At 74.1% G+C, this 24861-nt stretch carries 24 protein-coding genes; 11 read left to right on the forward strand and 13 right to left on the reverse strand.

From position 1 onward, the window contains the following. Positions 1-70 precede the first annotated feature (70 nt). From ABT015_RS10920 to ABT015_RS10960, 9 genes are all read right to left on the reverse strand, one after another. Positions 71-811 carry a hypothetical protein gene (locus ABT015_RS10920; RefSeq protein ID WP_350878405.1) on the reverse strand — a complete coding sequence of 247 codons (741 nt, stop codon included), beginning with the start codon at positions 809-811 and terminating at the stop codon, positions 71-73. A gap of 156 nt (positions 812-967) precedes the next feature. Beyond that, complete coding sequence (locus ABT015_RS10925; RefSeq protein WP_350878407.1) at positions 968-1753, reverse strand: type III pantothenate kinase; 786 nt, start codon at positions 1751-1753, stop codon at positions 968-970. Positions 1754-1782: 29 nt separating this feature from the next. Then, positions 1783-2754 carry a carboxylating nicotinate-nucleotide diphosphorylase gene (gene nadC, locus ABT015_RS10930; protein ID WP_350878409.1) on the reverse strand — a complete coding sequence of 324 codons (972 nt, stop codon included), beginning with the start codon at positions 2752-2754 and terminating at the stop codon, positions 1783-1785. Between the two features lie 4 nt (positions 2755-2758). Continuing rightward, the gene (locus tag ABT015_RS10935) at positions 2759-4432 is read right to left on the reverse strand and encodes an L-aspartate oxidase (protein ID WP_350878410.1); all 1674 of its coding nucleotides are present in this window, start codon (positions 4430-4432) and stop codon (positions 2759-2761) included. Between the two features lie 16 nt (positions 4433-4448). Beyond that, a complete protein-coding gene (gene panD, locus ABT015_RS10940) occupies positions 4449-4898 on the reverse strand; it encodes an aspartate 1-decarboxylase (RefSeq protein WP_350878411.1) in 450 nt (149 codons plus the stop codon). 95 nt (positions 4899-4993) lie between these two features. Continuing rightward, positions 4994-5899, reverse strand: a complete 906-nt coding sequence (gene panC / locus ABT015_RS10945) for a pantoate--beta-alanine ligase (RefSeq protein ID WP_350878412.1) — start codon at positions 5897-5899, stop codon at positions 4994-4996. Continuing rightward, positions 5899-6828, reverse strand: a complete 930-nt coding sequence (locus ABT015_RS10950) for a Rossmann-like and DUF2520 domain-containing protein (RefSeq protein ID WP_350878496.1) — start codon at positions 6826-6828, stop codon at positions 5899-5901. Before ABT015_RS10950 ends, panC begins: the two co-directional genes overlap by 1 nt. 209 nt (positions 6829-7037) lie before the next feature. Then, positions 7038-7727 (reverse strand): response regulator, encoded by a 690-nt coding sequence (locus tag ABT015_RS10955; protein ID WP_350878413.1) that lies wholly within the window; start codon positions 7725-7727, stop codon positions 7038-7040. 37 nt (positions 7728-7764) lie between these two features. Continuing rightward, on the reverse strand, positions 7765-8991 hold the full coding sequence (locus ABT015_RS10960; protein WP_350878414.1) for a sensor histidine kinase: 1227 nt from the start codon (positions 8989-8991) through the stop codon (positions 7765-7767). 128 nt (positions 8992-9119) lie between these two features. Between ABT015_RS10960 and ABT015_RS10965 the strand changes: the two genes are divergently transcribed. Both ABT015_RS10965 and ABT015_RS10970 read left to right on the forward strand, forming a co-directional pair. Next, positions 9120-10136, forward strand: coding sequence for an SAM-dependent methyltransferase (locus ABT015_RS10965; protein ID WP_350878415.1), 1017 nt, complete (start codon positions 9120-9122; stop codon positions 10134-10136). After that, entirely contained in the window at positions 10133-11302 is a 1170-nt protein-coding gene (locus tag ABT015_RS10970) for an NADH-quinone oxidoreductase subunit D (protein ID WP_350878416.1), read from the forward strand. Before ABT015_RS10965 ends, ABT015_RS10970 begins: the two co-directional genes overlap by 4 nt. Before the next feature lie 82 nt (positions 11303-11384). Here ABT015_RS10970 and ABT015_RS10975 read toward each other — a convergent pair whose 3' ends face one another. Further along, on the reverse strand, positions 11385-12221 hold the full coding sequence (locus tag ABT015_RS10975) for a DUF3109 family protein (protein ID WP_350878499.1): 837 nt from the start codon (positions 12219-12221) through the stop codon (positions 11385-11387). Positions 12222-12488: 267 nt separating this feature from the next. Between ABT015_RS10975 and ABT015_RS10980 the strand changes: the two genes are divergently transcribed. From ABT015_RS10980 to ABT015_RS11005, 6 genes are all read left to right on the forward strand, one after another. Next, complete coding sequence (locus tag ABT015_RS10980; RefSeq protein WP_350878417.1) at positions 12489-13340, forward strand: glycerophosphodiester phosphodiesterase; 852 nt, start codon at positions 12489-12491, stop codon at positions 13338-13340. A gap of 96 nt (positions 13341-13436) precedes the next feature. Next, entirely contained in the window at positions 13437-14399 is a 963-nt protein-coding gene (locus ABT015_RS10985) for a Ppx/GppA family phosphatase (protein WP_350878418.1), read from the forward strand. 629 nt (positions 14400-15028) lie between these two features. After that, a complete protein-coding gene (locus ABT015_RS10990; RefSeq protein WP_402448748.1) occupies positions 15029-15832 on the forward strand; it encodes a sugar phosphate isomerase/epimerase family protein in 804 nt (267 codons plus the stop codon). 46 nt (positions 15833-15878) lie between these two features. Beyond that, on the forward strand, positions 15879-16646 hold the full coding sequence (locus ABT015_RS10995) for a class I SAM-dependent methyltransferase (protein WP_350878420.1): 768 nt from the start codon (positions 15879-15881) through the stop codon (positions 16644-16646). Between the two features lie 196 nt (positions 16647-16842). Beyond that, the gene (ilvD, locus tag ABT015_RS11000; RefSeq protein WP_350878421.1) at positions 16843-18687 is read left to right on the forward strand and encodes a dihydroxy-acid dehydratase; all 1845 of its coding nucleotides are present in this window, start codon (positions 16843-16845) and stop codon (positions 18685-18687) included. Between the two features lie 79 nt (positions 18688-18766). Beyond that, entirely contained in the window at positions 18767-19297 is a 531-nt protein-coding gene (locus tag ABT015_RS11005; RefSeq protein WP_350878423.1) for a hypothetical protein, read from the forward strand. A 3-nt stretch (positions 19298-19300) separates the two neighbouring features. Here ABT015_RS11005 and ABT015_RS11010 read toward each other — a convergent pair whose 3' ends face one another. Both ABT015_RS11010 and ABT015_RS11015 read right to left on the reverse strand, forming a co-directional pair. Next, positions 19301-20665, reverse strand: a complete 1365-nt coding sequence (locus ABT015_RS11010) for an SCO2583/SCO2584 N-terminal domain-containing protein (protein ID WP_350878425.1) — start codon at positions 20663-20665, stop codon at positions 19301-19303. 132 nt (positions 20666-20797) lie between these two features. After that, the gene (locus ABT015_RS11015; RefSeq protein ID WP_159398487.1) at positions 20798-21247 is read right to left on the reverse strand and encodes a hypothetical protein; all 450 of its coding nucleotides are present in this window, start codon (positions 21245-21247) and stop codon (positions 20798-20800) included. A 165-nt stretch (positions 21248-21412) separates the two neighbouring features. Here ABT015_RS11015 and proC point away from each other — a divergent pair, with 165 nt between their 5' ends. The 3 genes from proC (at position 21413) to ABT015_RS11030 (ending at position 24261) form a co-directional block, all read left to right on the forward strand. Then, positions 21413-22282 (forward strand): pyrroline-5-carboxylate reductase, encoded by an 870-nt coding sequence (gene proC / locus ABT015_RS11020; protein ID WP_350878426.1) that lies wholly within the window; start codon positions 21413-21415, stop codon positions 22280-22282. Then, positions 22264-22914 carry an HAD family hydrolase gene (locus ABT015_RS11025; protein WP_350878427.1) on the forward strand — a complete coding sequence of 217 codons (651 nt, stop codon included), beginning with the start codon at positions 22264-22266 and terminating at the stop codon, positions 22912-22914. Before proC ends, ABT015_RS11025 begins: the two co-directional genes overlap by 19 nt. 150 nt (positions 22915-23064) lie before the next feature. Continuing rightward, entirely contained in the window at positions 23065-24261 is a 1197-nt protein-coding gene (locus tag ABT015_RS11030; protein WP_350878428.1) for an MFS transporter, read from the forward strand. A gap of 28 nt (positions 24262-24289) precedes the next feature. Here ABT015_RS11030 and ABT015_RS11035 read toward each other — a convergent pair whose 3' ends face one another. Next, entirely contained in the window at positions 24290-24805 is a 516-nt protein-coding gene (locus ABT015_RS11035) for a hypothetical protein (protein WP_350878429.1), read from the reverse strand. Positions 24806-24861: the final 56 nt, after the last annotated feature.

Here is a 24861-nt window from a genome sequence, read left to right on the forward strand (position 1 = left end):
CCGTGCTCCGCCACGGGATAACGCGGGAGGGGGGCCGCGTCGGCGGTCCCCCTCCTCGGGTGCGGGCGGCTCAGCCGGTGCCGGTGGCGAGTTCGATCTCGTCCGGGTCCGGCGAGGCCGGGGGCGCGGGGTGGGCGGGGGGCTTGGGGCGGCGCCCGAAGAGTTCGGCCGGGGTGGGCATCCGGTGCGGGCGGGGCGGGTTCTGGGGGGCGGCGGGCCGCTCGGCGGGGGAGTCGGTGCTGCTCATCGTGATCCGTCCTCCAACAGGGGTGGGGAGACTGCTCGGGGGTGCGGCGGGGCTCGGTACGACGACGAGGTGGCGGGGCTGCCCGGTGGTGAGGGCGAGCCGCTCGCGGACGGCGGCCTCGGCCAGCGCGTGGCAGCGGCCGGCCAGCCGGGAGCGGCGGGCGCGTTCGCCGTGGCCGCACGGCTGGCGGGTCAGCCCGCGCAGCGCGGTGAGGTCCTCCGGGCCGGGCAGGTAGCCGTCGGTGACGGCCTCCTCCAGGCGTTCCAGGTAGCCGGGGGCGCTGCCGGGCAGGGCCGCCCGGTAGCGCCCGAGGTCGGCGAGCAGGAAGGCGCGCAGCCGGCCGCCCTCCTGGACGGCCTCGTCGATCGCCTCGGTCAGACGCAGCGCGTCCTGGACGTCCTCCGCCCACAGCTCGGCGCCGGGGCCGGCGAACACCGGACGGTCGGGGAGCTGGAGGTGGACGGGGACGGCGGGGTGCAGGGCTTGGGCGAGGGCGCGGCGCAGCACGCGGACTTCGTCGGCGCTGAAGGCCATGCCGCCGCGCGATCCGTGTGGCGTAGGCATGGGCTGACACTACGTGAGGAATATCCGATTTGTCGGTAACGTCGCGCCGACGCCCCACGTTCGGCCCGGCGGAATCGGCCGCGGGAGTGGGGGAGGACGCGCGTCGGCGCCCCCCGGACGGACCGGGAGGCGCCGACGGTGGGCCCTGGGGGCCGGTCAGGCCGGGCGGTTGCGCTCGAAGACCAGGCGCAGGCCGATCAGGGTGAGCCAGGGCTCGTGGACGTCGATGGTGGAGGCCTCGCCGAGGACCAGGGGGGCCAGCCCGCCGGTGGCGATCACCTGGACGTCGTCCGGGTCCTTGGACAGCTCCTTGGCCATCCGGTCGACCAGGCCGTCGACCTGGCCCGCGAAGCCGTACAGGATGCCGGACTGCATGCCCTCGACGGTGTTCTTGCCGATCACGTTGCGGGGCCGGGCCAGCTCGATCTTGCGCAGCTGGGCGCCGCGGACGCCGAGCGCCTCCACCGAGATCTCGATGCCGGGGGCGATCGCGCCGCCCACGTAGTCGCCGCGGGCGTTGACGGCGTCGAAGGTGGTGGCGGTGCCGAAGTCGACCACGATGCACGGGCCGCCGTACAGGTGGTTGGCGGCCAGGGCGTTGACGATCCGGTCGGCGCCGACCTCCTTGGGGTTGTCCATCAGGACGTGCACCCCGGTCTTCACACCGGGCTCCACGATCACCGCGGGGACGTCGCCGTAGTAGCGGCGGGTCACCTCGCGGAGTTCGTGGAGCACGGCGGGAACGGACGAGCAGATCGCCAGGCCCTCCACCGCGGCCTCCCGGACCGCGGTGTGGTTGCCCATCAACCCCTGTAGCAGCACTGCCAGTTCATCGGCCGTGCGGCGCGAATCGGTCGAGATCCGCCAATGTTCCACCACGTCCTCGCCGTCGAACAGGCCGAGCGTGGTCTGGGTGTTGCCGACGTCGATGGTGAGGAGCATGGGGCGCTTTCTGCGAGTCGGGACGAAGGTCAGGCGCGCAGGTCGAGGCCGATGTCCAGGATCGGCGAGGAGTGGGTGAGCGCGCCCACCGCCAGGTAGTCGACACCAGTCTGGGCGACCTCGCGCGCGGTGGCCAGGGTCAGGCCGCCGGAGGCCTCCAGCTTCGCCCGGCCGGCCACCAGCTCGACGGCCTCCTTCAGCTGCGGGACGGTGAAGTTGTCCAGCAGGATCAGGTCGGCCCCGGCCTCCAGCACCGGCGGGATCTGCTCCAGGGTGTCGACCTCGATCTCGACCGGCAGGTCGGGGTAGGCGGCCTTGACGGCCCGGAAGGCCTCGGCGACGCCGCCGGCCGCGACCACGTGGTTGTCCTTGACCAGGGCCGCGTCGGACAGGGCCATCCGGTGGTTGGCGCCGCCGCCGCAGCGCACCGCGAACTTCTCCAGCGCGCGCAGGCCCGGGGTGGTCTTGCGGGTGTCCCGGACGACGGCGCCGGTGCCCTCCAGGGCGTCGGCCCAGGCGCGGGTCGCGGTGGCGATGCCGGACAGGTGGCAGAGCAGGTTGAGCGCGCTGCGCTCGGCGGTGAGCAGGTCGCGGGTGCGGGAGCGGACCGACAGCAGGACCTGGCCGGCCTCGACCCGGTCGCCGTCCTGGACGTGCCGCTCGACCTCGAACTCCTCCTCGCAGATCAGCGAGACGACCGCCTCGGCGATCCGCAGGCCGGCCACCACGCCGGCCTGGCGGGCGGTGAAGTCGGCGGTGGCGACGGCCTCGGCGGGCACGGTGGCCACCGAGGTGACGTCCTCGCCGCCGGCCAGGTCCTCGGCCAGCGCCAGGGTGGCGATGTCCTCGACCTCGATCGGGTCCAGTCCGGCCTGCTCCAGCAGCTCGGCCAGCTGCGGGTCCAGGCCGGTCTCGTAGCCCTCGCCGTCCCCGCAGGCGCAGCCGTCGCCGCAGCCGCCCTGGGCGTCGGCCAGGGGGAGTTCCTCGTGGGAGTGGGTCATGGTTCTACTGCTCCTCAGGGGTGCTGACGGGGCCGCCGGAGGCGGTGAGGGTGGTGATCAGGTGGCGCCGCCAGTGGGCGTCGTCGCGCTCGGGGAAGTCCTCGCGCCAGTGGCAGCCGCGGGTCTCCTCGCGCTGCGCGGCGGCCGCGACCAGCGCGGTGGCGACCAGCAGCAGGTTGGCCGCCTCCCAGGTCTCCACCCGCGGGTCGGCGGGCTTCTCCTCGGCGACGTGCGCGTGGGCCTGCTCGGTGAGCAGGGCCAGCCCGGCGGCGGTGCCGGCCATCGAGGCGGCCGAGCGCAGCACGCCCGCGCCGCGCGACATCAGCCGCTGGATCTCGGCGCGCGACTCGGGGGCGGGCAGCGGCACCGGCCGTGCGGCGCGGGCGGCGGCGACGTCCACGACGCGCTCGGGCAGTGCGCCGCGGCGGTGCCGGTCGGCGAGGTCGGCGGCGATCCGCTCGGCGAAGACCAGGCCCTCCAGCAGCGAGTTGGAGGCCAGCCGGTTGGCGCCGTGCACCCCGGTGCAGGCGACCTCGCCGCAGGCGTACAGGCCGGGGACGCTGGTGCGGCCGTGCCGGTCGGTGCGGATGCCGCCGGAGGCGTAGTGCGCGGCCGGGGCGACCGGGATCGGCTCGGTGACCGGGTCGATGCCGTGCGCGCGGCAGGAGGCGAAGATGGTCGGGAAGCGCTGCTGCCACATCTCGGCGCCGAAGTGCCGCCCGTCCAGGTACATGTGCTCGGCGCCCTGCTCCTGCATGCGCCGGGTGATCGCCTTGGCGACGATGTCGCGCGGGGCCAGTTCGGCCAGCTCGTGCTGCCCGAGCATGAAGCGGGTGCCGTGCGCGTCCACCAGGTGGGCGCCCTCGCCGCGGACCGCCTCGGAGACCAGCGGCTGCTGGCCCTCGGCCTCCGGGCCGAGCCAGAGCACGGTCGGGTGGAACTGGACGAACTCCAGGTCGGTGACGGCGGCGCCGGCCCGCAGGGCGAGCGCCACGCCGTCGCCGGTGGAGACCGCCGGGTTGGTGGTGGCGGAGAAGACCTGGCCCATGCCGCCGGTGGCGAGCACCACCGCGCGGGCCCGGACGGCGCCGACGCCGTCGCGCTGGCCCTCGCCCATCACGTGCAGGGTGAGGCCGGCGGCGTGCCCGTCGGCGTCGGTGAGCAGGTCGAGGACGAGGGCGTGCTCGATCAGCTCGACGCCGGGGTCGCTGCGGACGGCTTCCACCAGGGCGCGCGATATCTCGGCGCCGGTGGCGTCCCCGCCGGCGTGCGCGATCCGGCGGCGGTGGTGGCCGCCCTCGCGGGTGAGCAGGATCTCGCCGTCGGCGCCGCGGTCGAAGGCGGCGCCGACGGCGATCAGCCGGCGGACGGCGTCCGGGCCCTCGGTGACCAGGGTGCGCACGGCCTCCTCGTCACAGATCCCGGCGCCGGCGACCAGGGTGTCGTCCAGGTGCTGCTCGGGGGTGTCGCCCTCGCCCAGGGCGGCCGCGATGCCGCCCTGGGCCCAGCGGGTGGAGCCGTCGTCCAGCATCGCCTTGGTGACCACCAGGGTCCGCAGACCGGCCTTGCGGGCGTTGAGGGCGACGGTGAGGCCGGCCACCCCGGAGCCGACCACGACCACGTCGGTGGTGGCGGTCCAGCCGGGGGCCGGGGCGGTGAGGCGGTGCGTGGCGGACATGGCGTCAGTGGCTCCTTCAGCGCGCGGCGGTCGGGGCCGCGCCGTTGCCGTCACCGTACGCCTCGTCGCCGCGGAGCAGTCCGGTGCCCTCCGGGGCCTCGGCGGGGTCGCCGCCCAGGCCGGTGATCCGGTTCCGCTCGTCCACGAAGACGATGCTCGGTTCGTAGCCCTTGGCCTCGGCCGTGTCCATCTGCCCGTAGGCGATGAGTATGACCAGGTCGCCGGGGTGGACCAGGCGGGCGGCGGCGCCGTTGATGCCGATCACGCCGGAGCCGCGCGGGCCGGCGATGGTGTAGGTCTCCAGCCGGGCCCCGTTGTCGATGTCGACGATGTGGACCAGCTCGCCGGGGAGCAGGTCGGCGGCGTCGAGCAGGTCCTCGTCCACCGTGACGGAGCCGACGTAGTGCAGGTCGGCCTGGGTCACGGTGGCCCGGTGGATCTTGGACTTGAGCATGGTGCGGAGCATTGCGGGTCACGCCTCCTGTGAGTGCATGCCTGAAAGGGGAGCTCTTGCCGAACGGTTCCGTGCCGGGTGGTCAGCTGCCCGAGCCCGGACAGGGCCTAGCGGCAGATGACGTGGACGTTGTCGATCAGGCGGGTGGAACCCACCTTCGCGGCGACGGCCAGCACCGCCGCGCCCTGGAAGTCGTCCGCCGCTTCGCTGAAGTCGTGCGGGTCGATCAGGGCGAGGTAGTCGATGGTGATGCCTTCGGCCGCGTCCAGGACGGCCGAGGCGGCCTCGCGGACGGCCTTCGGGCCCTGGGCGGCGGCGTCCCGGCCGGCGAACAGCGCCTTGGAGAGGGCGAGGGCCTGCTCGCGCTCGTCGGCGGAGAGGTAGCGGTTGCGCGAGGAGCGCGCCAGCCCGTCCTCCTCGCGGGCGGTCGGCACCCCGACCACCTCGACGTCGAAGTCGAGGTCGGCGACCATCCGCTGGATGATCGCGAGCTGCTGCGCGTCCTTCTCACCGAAGAACGCGAAGTCCGGGTCGGTGATGTGCAGCAGCTTGGCGACGACGGTCAGCACGCCGTCGAAGTGGCCGGGGCGGGTGGCGCCCTCGAAGCGCTCGCCCATCGGGCCGGCCGACAGGCGCACCTGCGGCCGGCCGTTCGGGTACACCTCGTCGACGGAGGGCGCGAACACCACGTCGGCGCCGTTCTCCTCGGCCAGCTTCACGTCCTCGTCCAGGCTGCGCGGGTAGCGCTCCAGGTCCTCGGCCGGGCCGAACTGCAGCGGGTTGACGAAGACCGTCACCGCCACCCGGCCCTCCTGGCCGACCTGCTTGCGGGCGGCCCGGATCAGCGCCGCGTGGCCCTCGTGCAGCGCGCCCATGGTCATCACGACGGCGTTGTCGACCGGGCGCTCGTCCGGCCAGAACGCGGCCTCGAAGTCGTCCACGGTGCGGGTGACGACGGCCCGGTGGACCTTCGGCGCCCGCTGGGTCCTGACCGGCTGCTTTCCGCGTGCCATTAGCGATTCTCCTCGTTCAGTACGTCCAGCAGCGCCGCCGCCGACGCTTCGTCGATCGTCCCGTTGGCGAGCGCCCGCTGCGCGGTGGCGCGGGCCATCGCCCGGTAGGCCGCCGGGATGTCCGGGGACACCGTACTGAGCTGCGCCAGGTGGCGCCGTACGGTGCCCGCGTCGCCCCGGGCGACCGGGCCGGTGAGGGCCGCGTCGCCGGAGCGCAGGCTGTTGTCCAGGGCGGCGCCGAGCAGCGGGCCGAGCAGCCGGCCGGGCTCGGCGACGCCGGCCGTGCGCAGCAGGTCCATCGCCTGCGCGACCAGGGTGACCAGGTGGTTCGCGCCGTGCGCGAGGGCCGTGTGGTAGAGCGGGCGGACCTGCTCCGGCACCCACTCCGGCTCGCCGCCCATCTCCACCACCAGCGCCTCGGCGACCGGCCGCAGCTCCTCGGGGGCGGTCACCCCGAACGGGCAGCCGGCCAGCCGGTCCAGGTCGACGGAGGTGCCGGTGAAGGTCATCGCGGGGTGAAGCGCCAGCGGCAGCGCCCCGGCCAGGGTGGCGGGCTCCAGGATGCCGACGCCGTGCGCGCCGGAGGTGTGCACCAGCAGCTGCCCGGGGCGGACGGCGCCGGTCGCGACGAGACCGGCCACCAGGTCGGCCAGGGTGTCGTCCGGCACGGTGAGCAGCACCAGGTCGGCGGCGGCCAGCACCTGCGGCGGGGTGACGATCCGCACCCCCGGCAGCAGCGCCTCGGCGCGGCGGCGGGAGGTGGCGGACACCCCGGAGGCGGCGACCACGGTGTGCCCGGCGAGCTGCAGGGCGGCGCCCAGCGCCGGGCCGACCCGGCCGGTGCCGACCACGCCGACGGCCAGCCGGGCCGGGCGGTTGCCGGGGTCGGCCGGGTCGTCGCGGTAGCTCGGGTGGCCCGGGTCGTTCAGGTGGCTCGGATCGCCGAAGCCGTCGGCGAGCGGGGCGAACCCGCCGTCGGCGGCGTGGTCGGCACTGTCGGACGTGTTCACGGCCCGGCCCTCGTCCTTAGCTCCTCGTTCCGGTCCTCTTCGGGTACCGGACGTACCGGCCCATTCTACGGGCGCTCAGCCCGTCCTCCACGGGGTGCTCCACGGGATGCCCGGGGCGCCCGGGGCGCTCAGTCCGTCGCCCCGGCCCGGATCAGCCCGGCCTCGTAGGCGAGCACCACGGCCTGGACCCGGTCGCGCAGGCCGAGCTTGGCCAGGATCCGGCCGACGTGGGTCTTCACGGTGGCCTCGGAGAGCACCAGCCGGGCCGCGATCTCGCCGTTCGACAGCCCCTGGGCGACCAGCAGGAACACCTCCCGCTCCCGCTCGGTCAGCGGCCCGAGGGCGTCCGCGCCGGGCGCGCTCTGCGGCGTCGGCAGCACCTCGGCGAAGCGGTCGATCATGCGGCGGGTGGTGGTCGGCGCGACCACCGCGTCCCCGCCGTGCACCGCGCGGATCGCGGCCACCAGCTCGGTCGGCGGGACGTCCTTGAGCAGGAAGCCGCTGGCGCCGGCCTTGAGCGCGGCGAAGGCGTACTCGTCCAGGTCGAAGGTGGTCAGGATGAGCACGTGCGGGGCGTTGGGCACGGGGCTGCCGTCCTCGGCGAGGCAGATCCGGCGGGTGGTCTGCACCCCGTCCAGGCGAGGCATCCGCACGTCCATCAGGATCACGTCGACCTCGGTGTGCCGCAGCTGCTCCAGGGCCCGGGCGCCGTCGCCGGCCTCGGCGACGATCTCGATGTCGCCCTGCGACTGCAGGATCATCCGGAAACCGGTGCGCAGCAGTTCCTGGTCGTCGACGAGCATCACGCGGATGGTCAAGGTGGCTCCTTCAGAGGGCGTCGGGGGGACCGGGGGGTTAGTGGGCCGCCTTGAGCGGCAGGATGGCGCGGATCCGGAAGCCGCCGCCGGGGCGGGGGCCCACGTCGAGGCTGCCGCTGACCATGCCGACCCGCTCGCGCATGCCGATCAGGCCGTGGCCGAGGCCGTCCGTGCCGCCGGTGGCCAGGTGCTCGTCGGTGCTGCCGCGGCCGTCGTCCTCGACCAGGACGGCCAGCTCGCGCTCGCCGAAGTCGACCGCGACCCGGGCGTGCACGTCGGGGCCGCCGTGCTTGCGGACGTTGGTCAGCGCCTCCTGGACGATCCGGTAGACCGTCAGCTCGACGCCGCGCGGCAGCTCGCGCGGGTGCCCGGAGGTCGCGTAGTCCACCTGCAGCCCGGCCGTGCGGACCTGCTCCAGCAGCTCCGGCAGTTCCTCGACGCCCGGCTGCGGCACGTACTCCTCGGCGGTGTCGGCGGTGCGCAGCACGCCCAGCAGGCGGCGCATCTCGACCAGCGCCTGCCGGCCGGTGGACGCGATCGTGCCGAGCGCCTCCTTCGCCTGCTGCGGCGAGTTGTCGAGCACGTACGCGGCGCCGTCGGCCTGGACGATCATCACCGAGACGTTGTGCGCGACCACGTCGTGCAGCTCGCGGGCGATCCGGGCGCGCTCGGCGGCCACCGCCACCTTGGACTGGGCGTCCCGCTCGCGCTCCAGCCGGGCGGCGCGGTCCTCCAGCTCGGTCAGGTACGCGCGGCGCACCCTGGTCAGCCGGCCCCACGCCCAGCACAGGATGAACGGGGTGCTCATCAGCAGCGTGATCAGCGCCGCCTCGGCGAAGGAGTACGGGCGGGTGTGGAAGTCCCCGGCGCCGTTGGAGACCGTCTTCAGCGGGTGGAGCTGCCAGAACACCAGGGGTCCGGCGGCCAGCCCGGCGACCAGCGCCAGCCGGGACGTCCACTTCTGGCCGAAGGCGGCGCCGGTGTACGCGAACACCAGGTAGGCGATGGAGGAGGCGGCCGGGAGGACGTCGGCGGCCACCTGGCCGAGGCCCAGGCCGGTGGCGGCCGCCACGGTGACGTCGGGGAAGCGTCGGCGGAAGACCATGAGCGCGGGCAGCAGCACCGCGATCAGGATCTGTGCGTCGAAGCGCCAGCCGTCGCTGAAACTGTCGTTCGGCAGCAGGCCGGCGAAGAGCACCATCGCAGCCCAGGCGGCGTCGACCACCACGGGGTGACGGCGGAGCCAGGCGTTGAGTCGATGCACGTCTCCAGCCTAGGCAGTCACCTGGCGTGTTCAGGTCCGCCGGTAGGGCGATCCGTCCTACTCCGTAGGTCGGAGACGCACCGTACCGGTGGGGAGGGCGCGCCCGGCTCCGGGTAGCGTCCCGCGCTATGACTTGGATGCGGTGGGCGCCCGCCATGGAGCAGGCGCTGTACGACCCGGACGGCGGCTTCTACCGCAGGCCGGAGGGCCCGGCCGGGCACTTCCGCACCTCGGTGCACGCCTCGCCGCGGTTCGCCCGCGCGGTGGCCCGGCTGCTGCTGGAGGTTGACGCCGCCCTAGGCCGTCCGGAGGAGCTGGCCCTCGTCGACGTCGGGGCCGGACGCGGCGAACTGCTCACCGGGGTGCTGGCCGAACTGCCCGGCGAGGTGCTGGCGCGGCTGCGTCCGTACGGCGTGGAGATCGCGCCGCGCCCGGCGGGCCTGCCGTCCACAGCCCTGTGGACGGACGAGGTGCCGCGCGGCCTCACCGGGCTGCTGTTCGCCAACGAATGGCTGGACAACGTGCCGCTGGACGTCGGCGAGGTCGACGAGGACGGGGTGCTGCGCTACCGGGAGGTGGACACCGCGACCGGCGGGGAGCGGCTCGGCGGGCCCGCCTCGGCGGCCGACGCGGCCTGGGCCGAACGCTGGTGGCCGGTCGGGCACCCCGGGGACTTCGTGGAGTTCGGCGGTACCCGGGATGCCGCCTGGGCGCGGGCCGTCGCCGGGCTGGAGCGCGGCCTGGCCGTCGCCGTCGACTACGGGCACACCGCCGACCGGCGTCCGCTGTTCGGCACCCTCACCGGCTTCCGGGGCGGCCGCGAGGTGTCGCCGGTGCCGGACGGCTCCTGCGACGTCACCGCGCACGTCGCCCTGGACTCCGCCGCCGCACCCGGTCTCCACAGCCTGTGGACAACCCAGCGGGACGCCCTGCGCGCCCTCGGCGTGAACGGCGCCCGGCCGCCGCTCGCGCTCGCCTCCACCGACCCGGTCGGCTACCTGCGGGCGCTCGGCGGGGCCGGCGAGGGCGCCGAACTGACCGACCCGGCCGGGCTCGGCGCCTTCGGCTGGCTCGCCCAGGCCGTCCGCATGCCGGTACCGGAGGCCCTGGCCGCCCTCCCGGGGTGGCAGACTCTGACCCCATGAGGGAGACCACGGTCGGCATCGGGGCGGGAGCCGAGAACTTCACCGGCGAGGCGGGCACCACCGACATGGTGCTCAACATCGGCCCGCAGCACCCCGCCACGCACGGCGTGCTGCGGCTGCGGCTGGTGCTCGACGGCGAGCGGATCATCACCGCCGAGCCGGTGATCGGCTACATGCACCGGGGCGCGGAGAAGCTGTTCGAGGCCCGCGACTACCGGCAGATCATCATGCTGGCCAACCGGCACGACTGGCTCTCCGCCTTCGGCAACGAGCTCGGCGTCGTCCTCGGCGTCGAGCGGATGCTCGGCATGGAGGTCCCCGAGCGGGCGGTGTGGATCCGCACCCTGCTCGCCGAACTCAACCGGGTGCTCAACCACCTGATGTTCCTCGGCTCCTACCCGCTGGAACTCGGCGGCATCACCCCGATCTTCCACGCCTTCACCAGCCGCGAGGACCTCCAGCACGTCCTGGAGGAGGCCTCCGGCGGGCGCATGCACTACATGTTCAACCGGGTCGGCGGCCTCAAGGAGGACATCCCGGCCGGCTGGCTCGGCCGCGTCCGCACCGCCGTCGCCACCGTCCGCTCCCAGCTGCCGGTCTTCGAGGAGCTCGTCCTCGGCAACGAGATCTTCCGCGCCCGCACCGCCGGCGTCGGCACCCTCACCCGGGCCCAGGCCCAGGCGTACGGCGTCAGCGGCCCGATCGCCCGCGCCAGCGGCCTCGATTTCGACCTGCGCCGCGACGAGCCCTACCTCGCGTACGGCTCCGACGAGCTGCGGCAGGTGCTCACCGTGGTCACCCGCGAGGAGGGCGACTGCCTGGCCCGGTTCGAGTGCCTGCTGGAGCAGACCCTCAACTCGCTGGACCTCGCCGACGCCTGCCTCGACAAGATCGCCACCCTGCCGCCCGGCCCGGTCAACCAGCGGCTGCCCAAGGTGCTCAAGGCCCCCGAGGGCAGCACTTACTGCTGGACCGAGAACCCGCTCGGCATCAACGGCTACTACCTGGTCTCGCGCGGCGACAAGACGCCGTGGCGGCTCAAGCTGCGCTCGGCCTCCTTCAACAACGTCCAGGCGCTGACCGAGCTGCTGCCCGGGACGCTGGTCGCGGACATGGTGGCGATCCTCGGGTCGATGTTCTTCGTCGTCGGGGACATCGACAAGTAGGGCTCGGCCCTTCGCGGGCCGGGCCTGCGCAGGGCCGGTGCTTTCCGAGCCCAGCCCTGCTCCGGCTCAGCCCTGCTCCGGCTCAGCCCTTCTTCGGCCGCTTGACCGGGTCGGCCGGGTGCGGGGCCACCTTGCGGTCGCCCTTGGTGGCGATCCGCTCCGCGCACAGGCCGGCCAGCACGTCGTACGCCGCCTTGCCCATCAGCTCGGTCAGCTCGGGGCGGTAGCTGACGTACACCGGGTCCGGGCCCTGGTGCGCCGCCGGGCTGCCGGTGCACCACCAGTGCAGGTCGTGGCCGCCCGGGCCCCAGCCGCGGCGGTCGTACTCGCCGATCGAGACCTGGAGGTAGCGGGTGTCGTCCGGCCGGTCGATCCAGTCGTAGGTGCGGCGGACCGGCAGCTGCCAGCAGACGTCCGGCTTCGTCTCCAGCGGCTCCCGGCCCTCCTTGAGCGCCAGCGCGTGCAGCGCGCAGCCGGCGCCGCCCGCGAAGCCGGGGCTGTTCACGAAGATGCACGCCCCGCCCACCCGGCGGGTCTGGCGGTCGCCGTCCTCGTCGAGCATGGTGATGCCGCCGTCGGACGTGATCCGGCCCGCGGCGTCGGTGCCGTGCGCGAAGTTCTCCCACAGCTCGGGCGTCAGCCGCGCCGCGTGGCCGAGGACGCGCTTCTCGTCGTCCTCGTCCGAGTAGTGCGCGCCCAGCGTGCAGCAGCCGTCCGACTCGCCGCGGCCCTCGCGGATGCCGTGGCAGCCCTGGCCGAAGACGCAGCCCCAGCGGGAGGTCAGCCAGGTGAGGTCACAGCGGAACACCTGCTCCTCGTCGTCGGGGTCGGCGAACTCGACCCAGGCGCGCGGGAAGTCGAGCGGGACCTCGTCACGCGGGATCCCGCCGAGCGGGGCCTCGCCGCGCAGGGTCGGCATCGCCAGGTCGACGGGGGCGGGGGAGGCCTTGGACTTCTTCTTGGACGTTTCTGCTGGTGCCACCCGGCAAGGGTAGAGCCTTCGGGGAGGCCTGCCCGGACCCGTCCGGGTGATCCGGGCTGCGCCGCGGCGCCGGCGGCGGCCGACCGACCGCAGGCTGGAGGGAACCGGGCGGCACTGTCGGGTTGTCAGATCAGTTTGATGATCTCGCGTTGACCCGTATTGGATGCCCTGGAACACCCCGGATCACCACTGGAGCCCCGAGCCGTGACCGCCTCGCCCCGCGCCGCCCAGACGGCCGTCCTCGCCGCCCTCGCGGTCCTGGCCGCCGGGTGCGCCTCCGCGCCCGCCCTGCGGGCCCGGTCGGCCGCCGCCGCTCCGCTGTGCGACGCCCCGGTGGTGATCGGCCACCGGGGCACCCCGCGCAACGCCCCCGAGAACACCATGGCCTCCTTCGAGACCGCCCTCGACCAGGGCGCCGACTGGCTGGAGACCGACGTCCAGACCACCCGGGACGGCGTCCCGGTGCTGATGCACGACCCCACGGTGGACCGCACCACCAACGGCAAGGGCGCCATCGCCGACCTCACCGCCGCCCAGATCGCCGCCCTGCGGGTGACCGTCGGCCCCGGCCCCACCGAGCCCGTCCCCACCCTCCAGGAACTGCTCGAACGCCTCTCCGACAGCAACGCCACCCTGCTGATGGAGATCAAGTGGCAGCGCGCCGAGGACGTCACCCGGATCGCCCGGATCGCCGCCGCCAGCGGCGCCCGGGTCGTCCTCTACTCGTTCTCGGCGGAGCACCTGCGCCAGGCCCACGCCGCCGCGCCCGCCCTGCCGGTCGTGCTGATCCAGGGCTCCGCCATCGCCGAGGACCCGGGTGACCTGCCGCTGCGCGGCATCGCCCTGGACGCGGCGCTGGCCAGCGCCTCCCGGATCGCCGCCGAGCGCAAGGCGGGCCGCGAGGTGTACGTCTGGACGCTCGACGACGAGGAGTCCTGGCAGCTGATGTCGGCCCGGGACGCCGACGGCCTGATCACCGACACCCCGGGCCGGGCCCGTCGCTGGGTGGACACCAACTGCCGCCCCGAGCGCCGGGCCGGACCGCGCGGCCACTGACGCGTCCGGTCGCCGGAGGCGGGGTACGGCTGGGACCGGTGTGAAGACGGTCGAGACCGGTTTCCCCCGGGGCCGGATCGCGTAGCGTGGAGAGTTATGCGACTCGGTGTACTCGACGTAGGTTCCAACACCGTCCACTTCCTCGTGGTGGACGCCCATCCGGGTGCCGCCCCGCTGCCCGCGTACTCGCACAAGGCCGAACTGCGGCTGGCCGAACTGCTCGACGACGACGGCGCGATAAGCGAGGCGGGCGTCGAACGGCTGGTCGGCCACATCGCCTCGTCGCTGCGGGTCGCGGAGGACAAGGGCGTCGTCGACATCCTGCCGTTCGCCACCTCCGCCGTCCGGGAGGCCGCCAACGGGGAAGAGGTGCTGCGCCGGGTCGCCGCGGAGACCGGGGTGGAGCTGCGGGTGCTGTCCGGGCAGGACGAGGCCCGGCTCACGTTCCTGGCCGTCCGGCGCTGGTTCGGCTGGTCCTCGGGTCGACTGCTCAACCTGGACATCGGCGGCGGCTCGCTGGAGATCGCCTGCGGCCTGGACGAGCAGCCCGACGTCGCCTGCTCGCTGCCGCTGGGCGCCGGCCGGCTCACCGCCCGCTGGCTGCCCGGCGACGTCGCCGACCCGGACGGGCTGCGCGGGCTGAGACGCCACATCCGGGCCGAGATGGCCACCGTCGTGGGCGAGGTCGCCCGGCTCGGCGCGCCGCAGCACGCCGTCGCCACCTCCAAGACCTTCAAGCAGCTGGCCCGGATGACCGGCGCCGCCCCCGCCGACGCCGGCCCGTATGCCGACCGCCGGCTCACTCGCAGCGGGCTGTCCGCCTGGCTGCCGCGACTGTCCTCGATGACCGTCGAGGAGCGGGCGCGGATCCCCGGCGTCTCCGAGGGCCGCGCCAGGCAGCTGCTGGCCGGGGCGCTGGTCGCGGACGCCGCGATGGACCTGTTCGGCCTCGACGAGCTGGATGTCTGCCCGTGGGCGCTGCGCGAGGGCATCATCCTGCGCCGCCTGGACGCCATGGACGGCGCGGCGGACCGCCGCCGCCCCGCCCTCACCCCGTAGGGCTCCGCACCGGCGGCCCGATGGCCCGTCCGGCGGCTCGCCGGGGCCGGCCGGGGATCCGGTCCCGTTCGGAGCGCGGTCCGCATACGCTGTCTCCCGTGGCGCAACCAGCGGGCGAGGACGGGACGCGGGAGGGCCGCGCTCCCGGGGACGGGCAGCCGCGGCCGGACAGCCCGCGCCGCAAACTCGGCAAGGCCGTCAAGGGAGCCACCGGGGCGCAGGCCGCGAAGGCCGTCGAGGCGGCCCGGCGCACCGCGCGGAAGAGCACCGCGCGCAAGGCCGCCGAGAAGCCGTCCGCGCCCGGGGCGAAGCAGCCCGCGGGGGACGCGTCCGAAGCGCGGAAGTCCACCGGAACGAAGCCCGCCGGGACGAAGCCCGAAGCGAGCAAGCCCGCCGGGACGAAGCCCGAAGCGAGCAAGCCCGCCGGGACGAAGCCCGAGGCGAGGAAGTCCGGAACGCGGAAGGCCGCCGCGACCGCCGCCCCCCGGGAGACCCGCACCGCCCGGGCCGCCGGCGCCGCCAAGGCCGCCGTCCAGTCGGTGCGCTCGGTCAAGGCCGCCCGGCGCGACGCCGCCCGCCCGCCGCTGCTGCGCACCACCGACCGGCTGGTGTTGCCCTCGCACCCGACCCTGCACATCCCCGACACCAAGGTGGTCCTGTCCACCGCGTCGGTGTACCCGGCGGGCACCGCCGTCGCCTTCGAACTGGCCGCCAAGCTCGGCTACGACGGGGTCGAGGTGATGGTCTGGAACGACCCGGTCAGCCAGGACATCGAGGCCCTGCGCCGCCTCTCCGACGCCCACCAGCTGCCGATCCTGGCCGTGCACGCGCCGTGCCTGCTGATCACCCAGCGGGTGTGGACCACCGACCCGTGGACCAAGCTGGTCCGCGCCCGGGCGGCGGCCGAGAAGCTCGGTGCGAGCGCCGTCGTGGTCCACCCGCCGTTCCGCTGGCAGCGCCAGTACGCCCGGGACTTCGTGACGGGCATCAACCGGATGGCGGGCGAGACCGACGTCCGCTTCGCGGTGGAGAACATGTACCCGTGGCGGTACCGCGACCGCGAGGTGCTGGCCTACGCCCCGGGCTGGGACGTCACCGACGAGGAGTACCGGCACTTCACCATCGACCTCTCGCACGTCGCCACCTCCCGGATCGACGCGTTCGCCATGGTCGAGCGGATGGGCGACCGGCTCGCCCACATCCACCTCGCCGACGGCAGCGGCTCCGGCAAGGACGAGCACCTGATCCCTGGCCGCGGCAAGCAGCCCTGCGCCGAACTGCTGGAGCACCTGGCCCGTACCGGTTTCGACGGCCACGTGGTGCTGGAGGTCAACACCCGCCGCGCCGCGTCCCCCGCCGAACGCGAGGCCGACCTGGCCGAGGCCCTCGCCTTCACCCGCTTGCACCTGGCCACCCCCTCGCGCGTACGCTGAGGAACCGCGCCCGGCTGGGTGCGAACTTCCTTGCGTAAGGGGAGAGATGACGGACCAACAGGACTTCCGGGAGATCGCCCAGAGCTTCGGCGGGGTCGCCGCGGAGTACGACCGGGCCCGCCCCGGCTACCCGGACGGGCTGTTCGAGGCGCTGGAGCGGTTGTCCGGTCGCAGCCTCAAGGGGGCCCGGGTGCTGGACGTCGGCGCCGGTACCGGCATCGCCACCCGGCTGCTGGCCGCGCGCGGCGCCGACGTCGTCGCGGTGGAGCCCAACGCGGGCATGGCCGCCCAGTTCCTGGCCTCCTCGGCGGGCCTGCCGCTGGTCAGGGCCGGCGGTGACGAACTGCCGTTCCACGACGACTCCGCGGACCTGATCAGCTACGCCCAGTCCTTCCACTGGACCCGCACCGAACGGGCCATCCCGGAGGCGATCCGGGTGCTGCGGCCCGGCGGCGCCCTCGCCGTCTGGTGGAACGTGCACGACGAGACCGTGCCCTGGGTCCGGGCCCGGGCCGAGCGGCTGAGTGCCGCGCTGCCCAACTACCACGGCTACGGCCGGACGGCCGAGTTCATCGCCCTGCTCGCCCCGGCCGGGCTGAGGGTCGAACGCGCGGTGCTGCGCTGGGAGCGGCGGATCACCGTGGACCACGTGCTCGACGACCTGGTCTCCCGCTCGTTCATGGCCTCGCTCCCCCCTGCCGAGCGCGAACCGGTGCTGGCCGTCGAGCGGCAGGCGATGATCGCCGAGTTCCCGGACGGCTGGGTGGTCGAGCCCTACGTCCTGGAACTGGCGGTGGGCATCACCCCGGCCTGACCCGCACCCCGGCCTGACCCGCACCCCGGCCGACCCGCACCCCGCCCGACCCTCGCCCGGACGGCCCGTCCGCGTGCCCGCATCGCGGACGGACCGTCCGCCGCCTGGACGTCGGGCGTAGGCTCGGTAGCCACAGCGGCCCCCGCATCCTCCTACCGGCGGGGCGCCGGCGAGAGCCCCGAAGGAGTGGAGCACAGTGCCCGAGCTGAGGTCCCGTACGGTCACCCATGGTCGCAACATGGCAGGCGCCCGGGCGCTTCTCCGGGCCGCCGGCGTAGCCCGCGAGGACTTCGGCAAGCCGATCATCGCGGTCGCCAACTCCTTCACCGAGTTCGTCCCGGGCCACACCCACCTCCAGCCGGTCGGGCGGATCGTCTCCGAGGCGATCAAGCAGGCGGGCGGCATCCCGCGCGAGTTCAACACCATCGCCGTGGACGACGGCATCGCGATGGGCCACGGCGGCATGCTCTACTCGCTGCCCTCGCGCGACCTGATCGCCGACTCGGTCGAGTACATGGTCAACGCGCACTGCGCCGACGCGCTGATCTGCATCTCCAACTGCGACAAGATCACCCCGGGCATGCTGATGGCCGCGCTGCGCCTGAACATCCCGACCGTCTTCGTCTCCGGCGGCCCGATGGAGGCCGGCAAGGCCACCCTCGTCGACGGCACCGTGCGCAGGCTCGACCTGATCGACGCGATCTCCCAGGCGGCCAACGAGAACGTCTCCGACGAGGACATCGCGATCATCGAGGAGAACGCCTGCCCCACCTGCGGCTCGTGCTCCGGCATGTTCACCGCCAACTCGATGAACTGCCTCACCGAGGCCATCGGCCTCTCGCTGCCCGGCAACGGCTCCGTCCTCGCCACCCACACCGCCCGCAAGGCCCTGTACGAGCGGGCCGGGCGGACGGTCGTCGAGATCGCCGACCGCCACTACGGCCAGGACGACGCCTCGGTGCTGCCCCGCGCGATCGCCACCCGCGCCGCCTTCGAGAACGCCATGGCCCTGGACATCGCCATGGGCGGCTCGACCAACACCATCCTGCACCTGCTCGCCGCCGCCCAGGAGGCCGAGCTGGACTTCGACCTGCGGGCCATCGACGCCGTCTCCCGCAGGGTCCCCTGCCTGTCCAAGGTCGCGCCCAACGGCTCGTACTACATGGAGGACGTGCACCGGGCCGGCGGCATCCCCGCCATCCTCGGCGAGCTGTACCGCGGCGGAATGCTCAACGAGGACGTCCACACCGTCCACTCCGACTCGCTCGCCGAGTGGCTCAAGACCTGGGACGTGCGCGGCGGTTCGCCCTCCGCCGAGGCCGTCGAACTGTGGCACGCCGCCCCCGGCTGCGTCCGCTCCGCCGAGGCCTTCTCGCAGTCGGAGCGCTGGGAGTCGCTGGACACCGACGCCGCCAAGGGCTGCATCCGCAGCGTCGAGCACGCCTACTCGGTCGAGGGCGGCCTCGCCGTCCTGCACGGCAACCTCGCCGAGGACGGCTGCATCGTGAAGACCGCCGGCGTCGACGAGTCGATCTGGACCTTCAGCGGCCCGGCCGTGGTCGTCGAGTCCCAGGACGACGCCGTCGAGGCGATCCTCGCCAAGCGGGTCAAGGAGGGCGACGTCGTCGTCATCCGCTACGAGGGCCCCAAGGGCGGCCCGGGCATGCAGGAGATGCTCTACCCGACGTCCTTCCTCAAGGGCCGCGGCCTCGGCAAGGCCTGCGCGCTGGTCACCGACGGCCGCTTCTCCGGCGGCACCTCCGGCCTGTCCATCGGCCACGCCTCCCCGGAGGCCGCCTCCGGCGGCACCATCGCCCTGGTCGAGGACGGCGACACCATCGCCATCGACATCCCGGGCCGGAGCATCTCCCTGGAGGTGCCGGACGAGGTCCTGGCCGAGCGCCGCCGCGCCCTTGAGGCCGCGGGCGGCTACCGCCCGAAGAACCGCGACCGCCAGGTCAGCCAGGCCCTGCTCGCCTACGCCGCGATGGCCACCTCCGCCGACAAGGGCGCCGTCCGCGACGTCACCAAGCTCGGCTGAGCACCGCAGCACCGCAGTACCGCAGGAGCCGTCCCGCAGGCCGGGGCGGCTCCTCGCGCGTTGGGTGATAATCGACCCCGTGAGCGAGCAGCCCCCCACCCCCGCACCCAAGCCCGCCGGCGCCCCCGAGCCGGAGCCGATCCGCTGGTTCGGCACCACCTGGGTGAACCGGGACAACGGCTACTGGCTGCGCCGCGTCGCCGTGTCGGCGGGCGCGCTGGTGGCGACCGCCGCCGCCGTCCTGCTGCTGCGCTTCGGCGTCGAGGGCGTCGCCCTCTCCGACGGCGGCGGCTTCCTGAACGGGCTGCTGACGGCCGCGATCGCGGTGTGCTCGATGATGTGCGTCATGCGCACCTGGAAGGTCCTCACCGAGGGCAAGGACCAGTTGAGCGGCTGGATGGCCGAGGACAAGTCGCTCGGCGCGGTCTGGCTCATCGGCGGCGCCGGCAGCCTGGCCGCCTACTTCGCCCGCAGCCTGGTCGAGGCCCCCGGCGAGACGGTCAGGCGGTCCTCGTACGAGCGGGCCGTCGCCCAGTACGAGAAGCGCCAGGCGGGCCGCAGCGGCCGGCCCGGCGCCAAGGCGCCGGGCCGGGGCAAGCGCAAGGGCTGAGCCTCAGAGGCGGCTGGCCGCGCCGCACTCGTCGCGGGTCGACAGGTCCTTGTGGCGGTCGTACGGGTCGGTCGTGGGGCCGGTCGGGCGGCTGCCCGGGGTGTCCGGCGACTGCGCCGCGAACTGGTCGAACTGCGGGTGGTAGTAGCCGTCGTAGACGTCGCAGGACGAGTTGGCCGACTCCGACCCGCCGCCCTCGCCGAACACGAGCTTCTTCGGGTTGATCCGGTAGCGGGCCGGATCGTAGAAGCGGAAGTTCTCGACCCGGCGCACGATCGTGCGCGTGGTCCAGGTGTCCCCGGTCACGTCGGCCGCCGGCACCAGCAGACCCACCGGCTTGGCCGTGCCGTCCTTCGGCGCGGCCGGCTTCGTCGGCGGCTGCCCGCCCGTCGGCGGCTGGGGTGACGCGGCGCGCTTGGCGGCGTCCGGGCCGGGGCGCATCGCGTACACGTAGCTGAAGTCGGCGTGGACGAGCAGGCCCTTGTCCCCGTCGCCCTCGAAGGTGATCCGGCCCTGCACCTTGACCGTGTCGCCCACCTGGACGGCCTCGCGCTGGTCGAAGCGGCTGAACCAGGTGGTCGGGTCGGTGTCCTTGGAGGGGTTCGCCAGCGCGTTGATCGCGCGGTCCCGGTCCTCCCGGTCCAGCAGCGCCAGGGCGGCTTCCGGCCGGCCGCCCGCGATGACCTGCGGGTCCAGGTTGGCGGCGGTCAGGTAGTCCTTGACCAACTGCAGCTGGGCGCCCACCTGGTCGGCGGAGAACACGCCGGTGGCCCGGGCGTCGGGCAGGACGAAGGCCTCGGCGCCGTTCGGCCAGCCCTCGGCGATGGAACCGGCCCACGGGTGGTCCACGGTCGGCTGCTGCTCGTCGACCTTCGGCGGCGCGGCGGTCGGCTGGGCCGTCTCCGGGGCGACGGTGGGCACGGGGGTGCGGGCGTTCGAGGAGCCCCCGCCGTAGTGGTCGGAGTACCAGCCGCGCAGCCCGTCGAGGTTCAGGGCCGCGAGCAGCACCGCGATGGTCAGCGCGACGTACAGCGGCGCGCGCCAGTCCAGCCGGCGGCGGCGCGGGCGCGGGTTGCCCCAGGGGTCGGTCACCGGGGGCTTCGGCGTGCGGCCGAACCGGCGGCCGGCCTTGGCCGGGCCGTCGTTGACCGAGCGGCGGCCGCCCGGGTCGACCGGCGGGGTGTGCTTCCATCGGGCGGCCAGCATCCGGGTGCGCCCGGACTGCTCGGTGACGGCCGCCCCCTTGACGAACTCCTCGTCCAGGACGAGGTCTGCGAACGGGTCCTTCCCGCCCGCTCCGGACGGGGCGGACCCGTCCGGCTCACGGCCCTCGGCGGGGCGCGGTTGTGGATCTTCGGCTATCGGCATCGCGCCAGTATGCCGACGGGGTGTGACGATTCGTCGATCGGGGGCACACCTTGTGGTGAACTCGTGCGCGGGCGTGGCGATCCGTCCCGGTCTGTTCCGTTCCGGCCGTGTCCGGCGCGCCCTGCGGGGGCGTCAGTCCTTGGTGCGGGCCTGCTTCACCGACCCCACGATCCCGGCGACGGCCAGCAGGATGCCGGCCGGCAGCAGCGCCAGGAAGAACGCGCCGAACAGGCCCGCGTCCCCGAGCAGCAGCTGCGCCAGCATGTCCAGCACCAGCAGCCCGCCGGCCGCCGGGAGGGCCGACTGCCACGGGTGGTCGTTCGCCCAGCGGCGCAGCCGCCGTTCGGAGGTGTCGCGGCGCAGCTGCCCGCCGACGGTGCCGACCAGGAAGAAGAAGAACAGGGCCCAGCCGGCCGGCCCGGCCAGCATGCCCAGGGACCAGTGCCCGGAGATCGCGTCGATCCCCAGGGCGGTCGCACCCACCACCGCACCGACCCCCGCGGCCGTCCGCCACGGTCCCACGGTCGCCGAGGCGACCGCGAGTTGCCGGTTCTCACGTCGGGACATTTCGTCGTGTGCCATGACTCCACGGTGCTCCCGCGCGGCGCCGGAGGCCATAGGGGAAACCCCCGAGATTCTCCCTAGGGACGCCGAACGCACCACCGCCGCCGACCACGGGTCGGACGGTCCCGGCGGGTGCCCCCGCGCGGTGCGAGGATGGCCGCAGTACCGAGGTAAGGAGCGGCCATGGGCGCCAGCGCAGCACACGGACAGAAGATCGCCTTCCTGGGCACGGGCAAGATCGGCGAGGCCCTGCTCTCCGGCCTGCTGCGGGCCGGCAAGGACCCGGCGGACGTCCTGGTGACCGCCCGCCGCCCCGAGCGCGCCGCCGAACTCGCCGCCCGCTACGGCGTGGTGGCCGCCTCCAACGCCGAGGCCGCCAAGCTCGCCGACACCCTGATCCTCGCCGTCAAGCCGCAGGACATGGGCACCCTGCTGGAGGAGCTGGCCCCGCACGTCGGCGCGGACCGGCTGGTGATCTCGGCCGCGGCCGGCATCCCCACCGCCTGGTTCGAGGAGCGGCTGGCGGCCGGCACCCCGGTGGTCCGGGTGATGCCCAACACGCCGGTCCTGGTGGACGAGGGGATGAGCGTCATCTCCGGCGGCTCCCACGCCACCGAGGAGCACCTGGAGCGGGCCGAGGAGATCTTCAGCTCGGTCGGCAAGGCGCTGCGGCTGCCCGAGGCGCAGCAGGACGCGGCCACCGCACTCTCCGGCTCCGGCCCGGCCTACTTCTACTTCCTGGTCGAGGCGATGACGGACGCGGGCATCCTGCTCGGCCTGCCCCGGCAGGTGGCGCACGACCTGATCGTGCAGTCCGCGATCGGCGCCTCGGTGATGCTGCGCGACTCCGGCGAGCACCCGGTGAAGCTGCGCGAGGCCGTCACCTCCCCGGCCGGCACCACCATCGCGGCCATCCGCGAGCTGGAGAACCACGGGGTGCGGGCCGCGCTGCTGGGCGCCCTGGAGGCGGCGCGGGACCGCTCCCGGGAGCTCGCCTCCGGGGGGGAAGTAGTCGGCTGGGTAGGCTCGACGGCATGGCCTACGACCTGGTGATCTTCGACAACGACGGTGTCCTGGTGGACAGCGAGCCGCTCTCCAACCGGGTGCTGGCCGCGTACCTGACCGAACTCGGCTACCCGACCACGGTCGAGGACTCCTACCGGGACTTCATGGGCTGTGCCGCCCACCGCATCCACGACGTGATCGCCGAGCGGCACGACGGCGCGACGCTGCCGGAGGGCTTCGACGAGCTGTTCCACGGCCGGGTCTTCGACGCGTTCGGCTCCGAGCTGACGGCCGTCCGGGGCGCGGAGCAGCTGCTGAAGGAAGTGCGGCAGCGCGCCGTCCCCTACTGCCTGGCCTCGTCGGCGCACCACGTGTGGATCCGCACCGCGCTGGACGTCACCGGCCTGCGCGGGTACGTCGCCGAGGAGCGGATCTTCAGCGCCCAGGACGTCGGCGTGGGCAAGCCCGCGCCGGACCTCTTCCTGCACGCCGCCCGCACCCTCGGCGTCGACCCGGCCCGCTGCCTGGTCGTCGAGGACAGCCCCAACGGCGTGCTGGCGGCCCGGGCCGCGGGCATGGACGTGTACGGCTACACGGCGCTCACCGACCCGGCGAAGCTGACCGCGGCCGGGGCCACCGGGCTGATCGCGGACCTCGCCGAGGTCGCCGCCCTGCTCTGACCCGCTCTGCGCCGACCCGTTCCGCCCGACCCGTTCCGCCCGGCCCTTCCGTCCGGCTGCGGAAAGTCCCTGCGCGACCCCTCCCGCAATCGCGGTCCACCGCCTACGCTCTCGCCAACATCGTCGTACCGGCCAGTAGCGAGGTTCGCCATGAGTGCCGAGTCACCCGCGATCCCGCCCGGCCTGCGCGCCGGGCGGGCCGCGCTCGCCGTCAGCTTCCTGCTCCAGGGCACCACCTTCGCGCTGCTGGTCACCTGCATTCCGGAGATCCAGCACCGGTACGGGCTGAGCGACGCGCTGCTGCCGCTCTTCCTGGCCGCGGTGCCGATCCTCGCCGGCGTCGGCTCGATCACCTCCGAACGGCTGGTGAAGCGCACCGGCGCGCGGGCCGTGCTGCGGGTCGTCCAGCCGCTGGTCTGCCTCAGTCTCGCGGGCGCCGGCCTGGGCGACACGCTCTGGCAACTCGCCGTCGCGCTCGGGGCGTTCGGCCTGCTGGTGGGCGCGCTCGACGCGAGTATGAACATGCTCGGGGTGGGCCTGCAGCACCGCTACGGCCGCTCGATCATGATCGGCTTCCACGCCGCGTTCAGCCTCGGCGGCATCCTCGGGGCGGCCCTCGCCGGCCTCGGCTCGCACTACGATCTCGGCCTGCCCGTGCTGTTCGGCACGGTCGCGGCGGTGATCGCCCCGCTGGCCCTGCTGACCGGCACCCGGTTCGCCGGACCGGCCGAACTCGGGGACGCCGTCCGGGAGGCCGCCGAGGCCGCCGCGCGGTCCATCCCCTGGCGGCCACTGCTGCCGCTGTGCCTGGCGATGGCCTTCGCGTACATCGCGGACGCCTCGGTCTCCAACTACAGCGTCAAGTACCTCACCGACGGCCTGGGCAGCGCCGCGGACGTCGCCAAGCTGTCCTACCTCGGCTACATGGTCGCGATGCTGCTGGGCCGCGCGCTGGGCGACCGCGCGGTGCAGCGCTGGGGCGCCGTCCCGGTGGTCCGGGCCGGTGCCGGGCTGGCCGCGCTCGGCTTCGCGCTGGCCGCCGCCGCGCCCGCCGCCTGGGTGGGGATCGCCGGGTTCACCGTGCTCGGCTTCGGCATCTGCGCGATCATCCCGCAGGTGTTCGCGGCCGGGGGCCGGCTGTTCCCGGCCGACTCGGACGCCGCGGTGGCCCGGCTGAACCTCTTCAACTACGTGGGCTTCCTGATCGGTTCGCCGCTGGTCGGGACGATCGCCGACGCGAGTTCGTACCGTTGGGCGCTGCTCGCCCCGATGCTGCTGGTGCTCGCCGTCCTGCCGCTGGCCGAGCGCTTCGCGCCGGCGCCCGTGCTCGCCCCCGCCACGGTGTGACGGGGGCGAGCGGGGGCGGGAAGGGGGGTCAGCCGATCACGGTGGCCAGCTCGGGCAGGCCCTCGGCCCAGAGCTGCCCCTTGGCTCCGCCACCCGACTGGTAGTACTCGTAGTAGACGTACGGCGCCCAGTTCAGGGTGTACGGCCCGGTCCAGGTCGGGGCCGAGGTGATCTGGACGGTGACCGCGACGGTGCGGGTCTCGCCCGGGGCGATCGGCGCCCGGAAGTGGAAGTTCGCGTTGTTCCCGCCGAAGGCGCAGTCGGTGGAGTCACCGGAGCACCCGGTGACCGTGAACGCGCCGGCCTCCTGGTTGGCCGGCCAGATCGGCTGGATGAACTCGTAGGCGAAGTAGATGTCGGTGGTCTCGGTGTTGGTGAGCGAGAGCGTCAGGGTCAGCTGGTCGCCCGCCGCCGCCGTCTTCCTGTCGACGGCGAACGAGCTGCCGCTGACCGCGGCGGAGGCCGGCTGGGCGGCAAAGAGCAGGCCAAGTCCCAGTAATGCAGCGAGAATTACCCCAAGGCGTTGCGCGCTGAATGGCTTCATGGCGGAGAGGATATGAAGTCGTGAAGGTTTTGTCTGTAGGGCCTCCGCCGGAGCTC

Origin of the sequence: Kitasatospora sp. NPDC094016, from assembly GCF_040304045.1 — a bacterium.
Lineage (GTDB): Bacteria > Actinomycetota > Actinomycetes > Streptomycetales > Streptomycetaceae > Kitasatospora.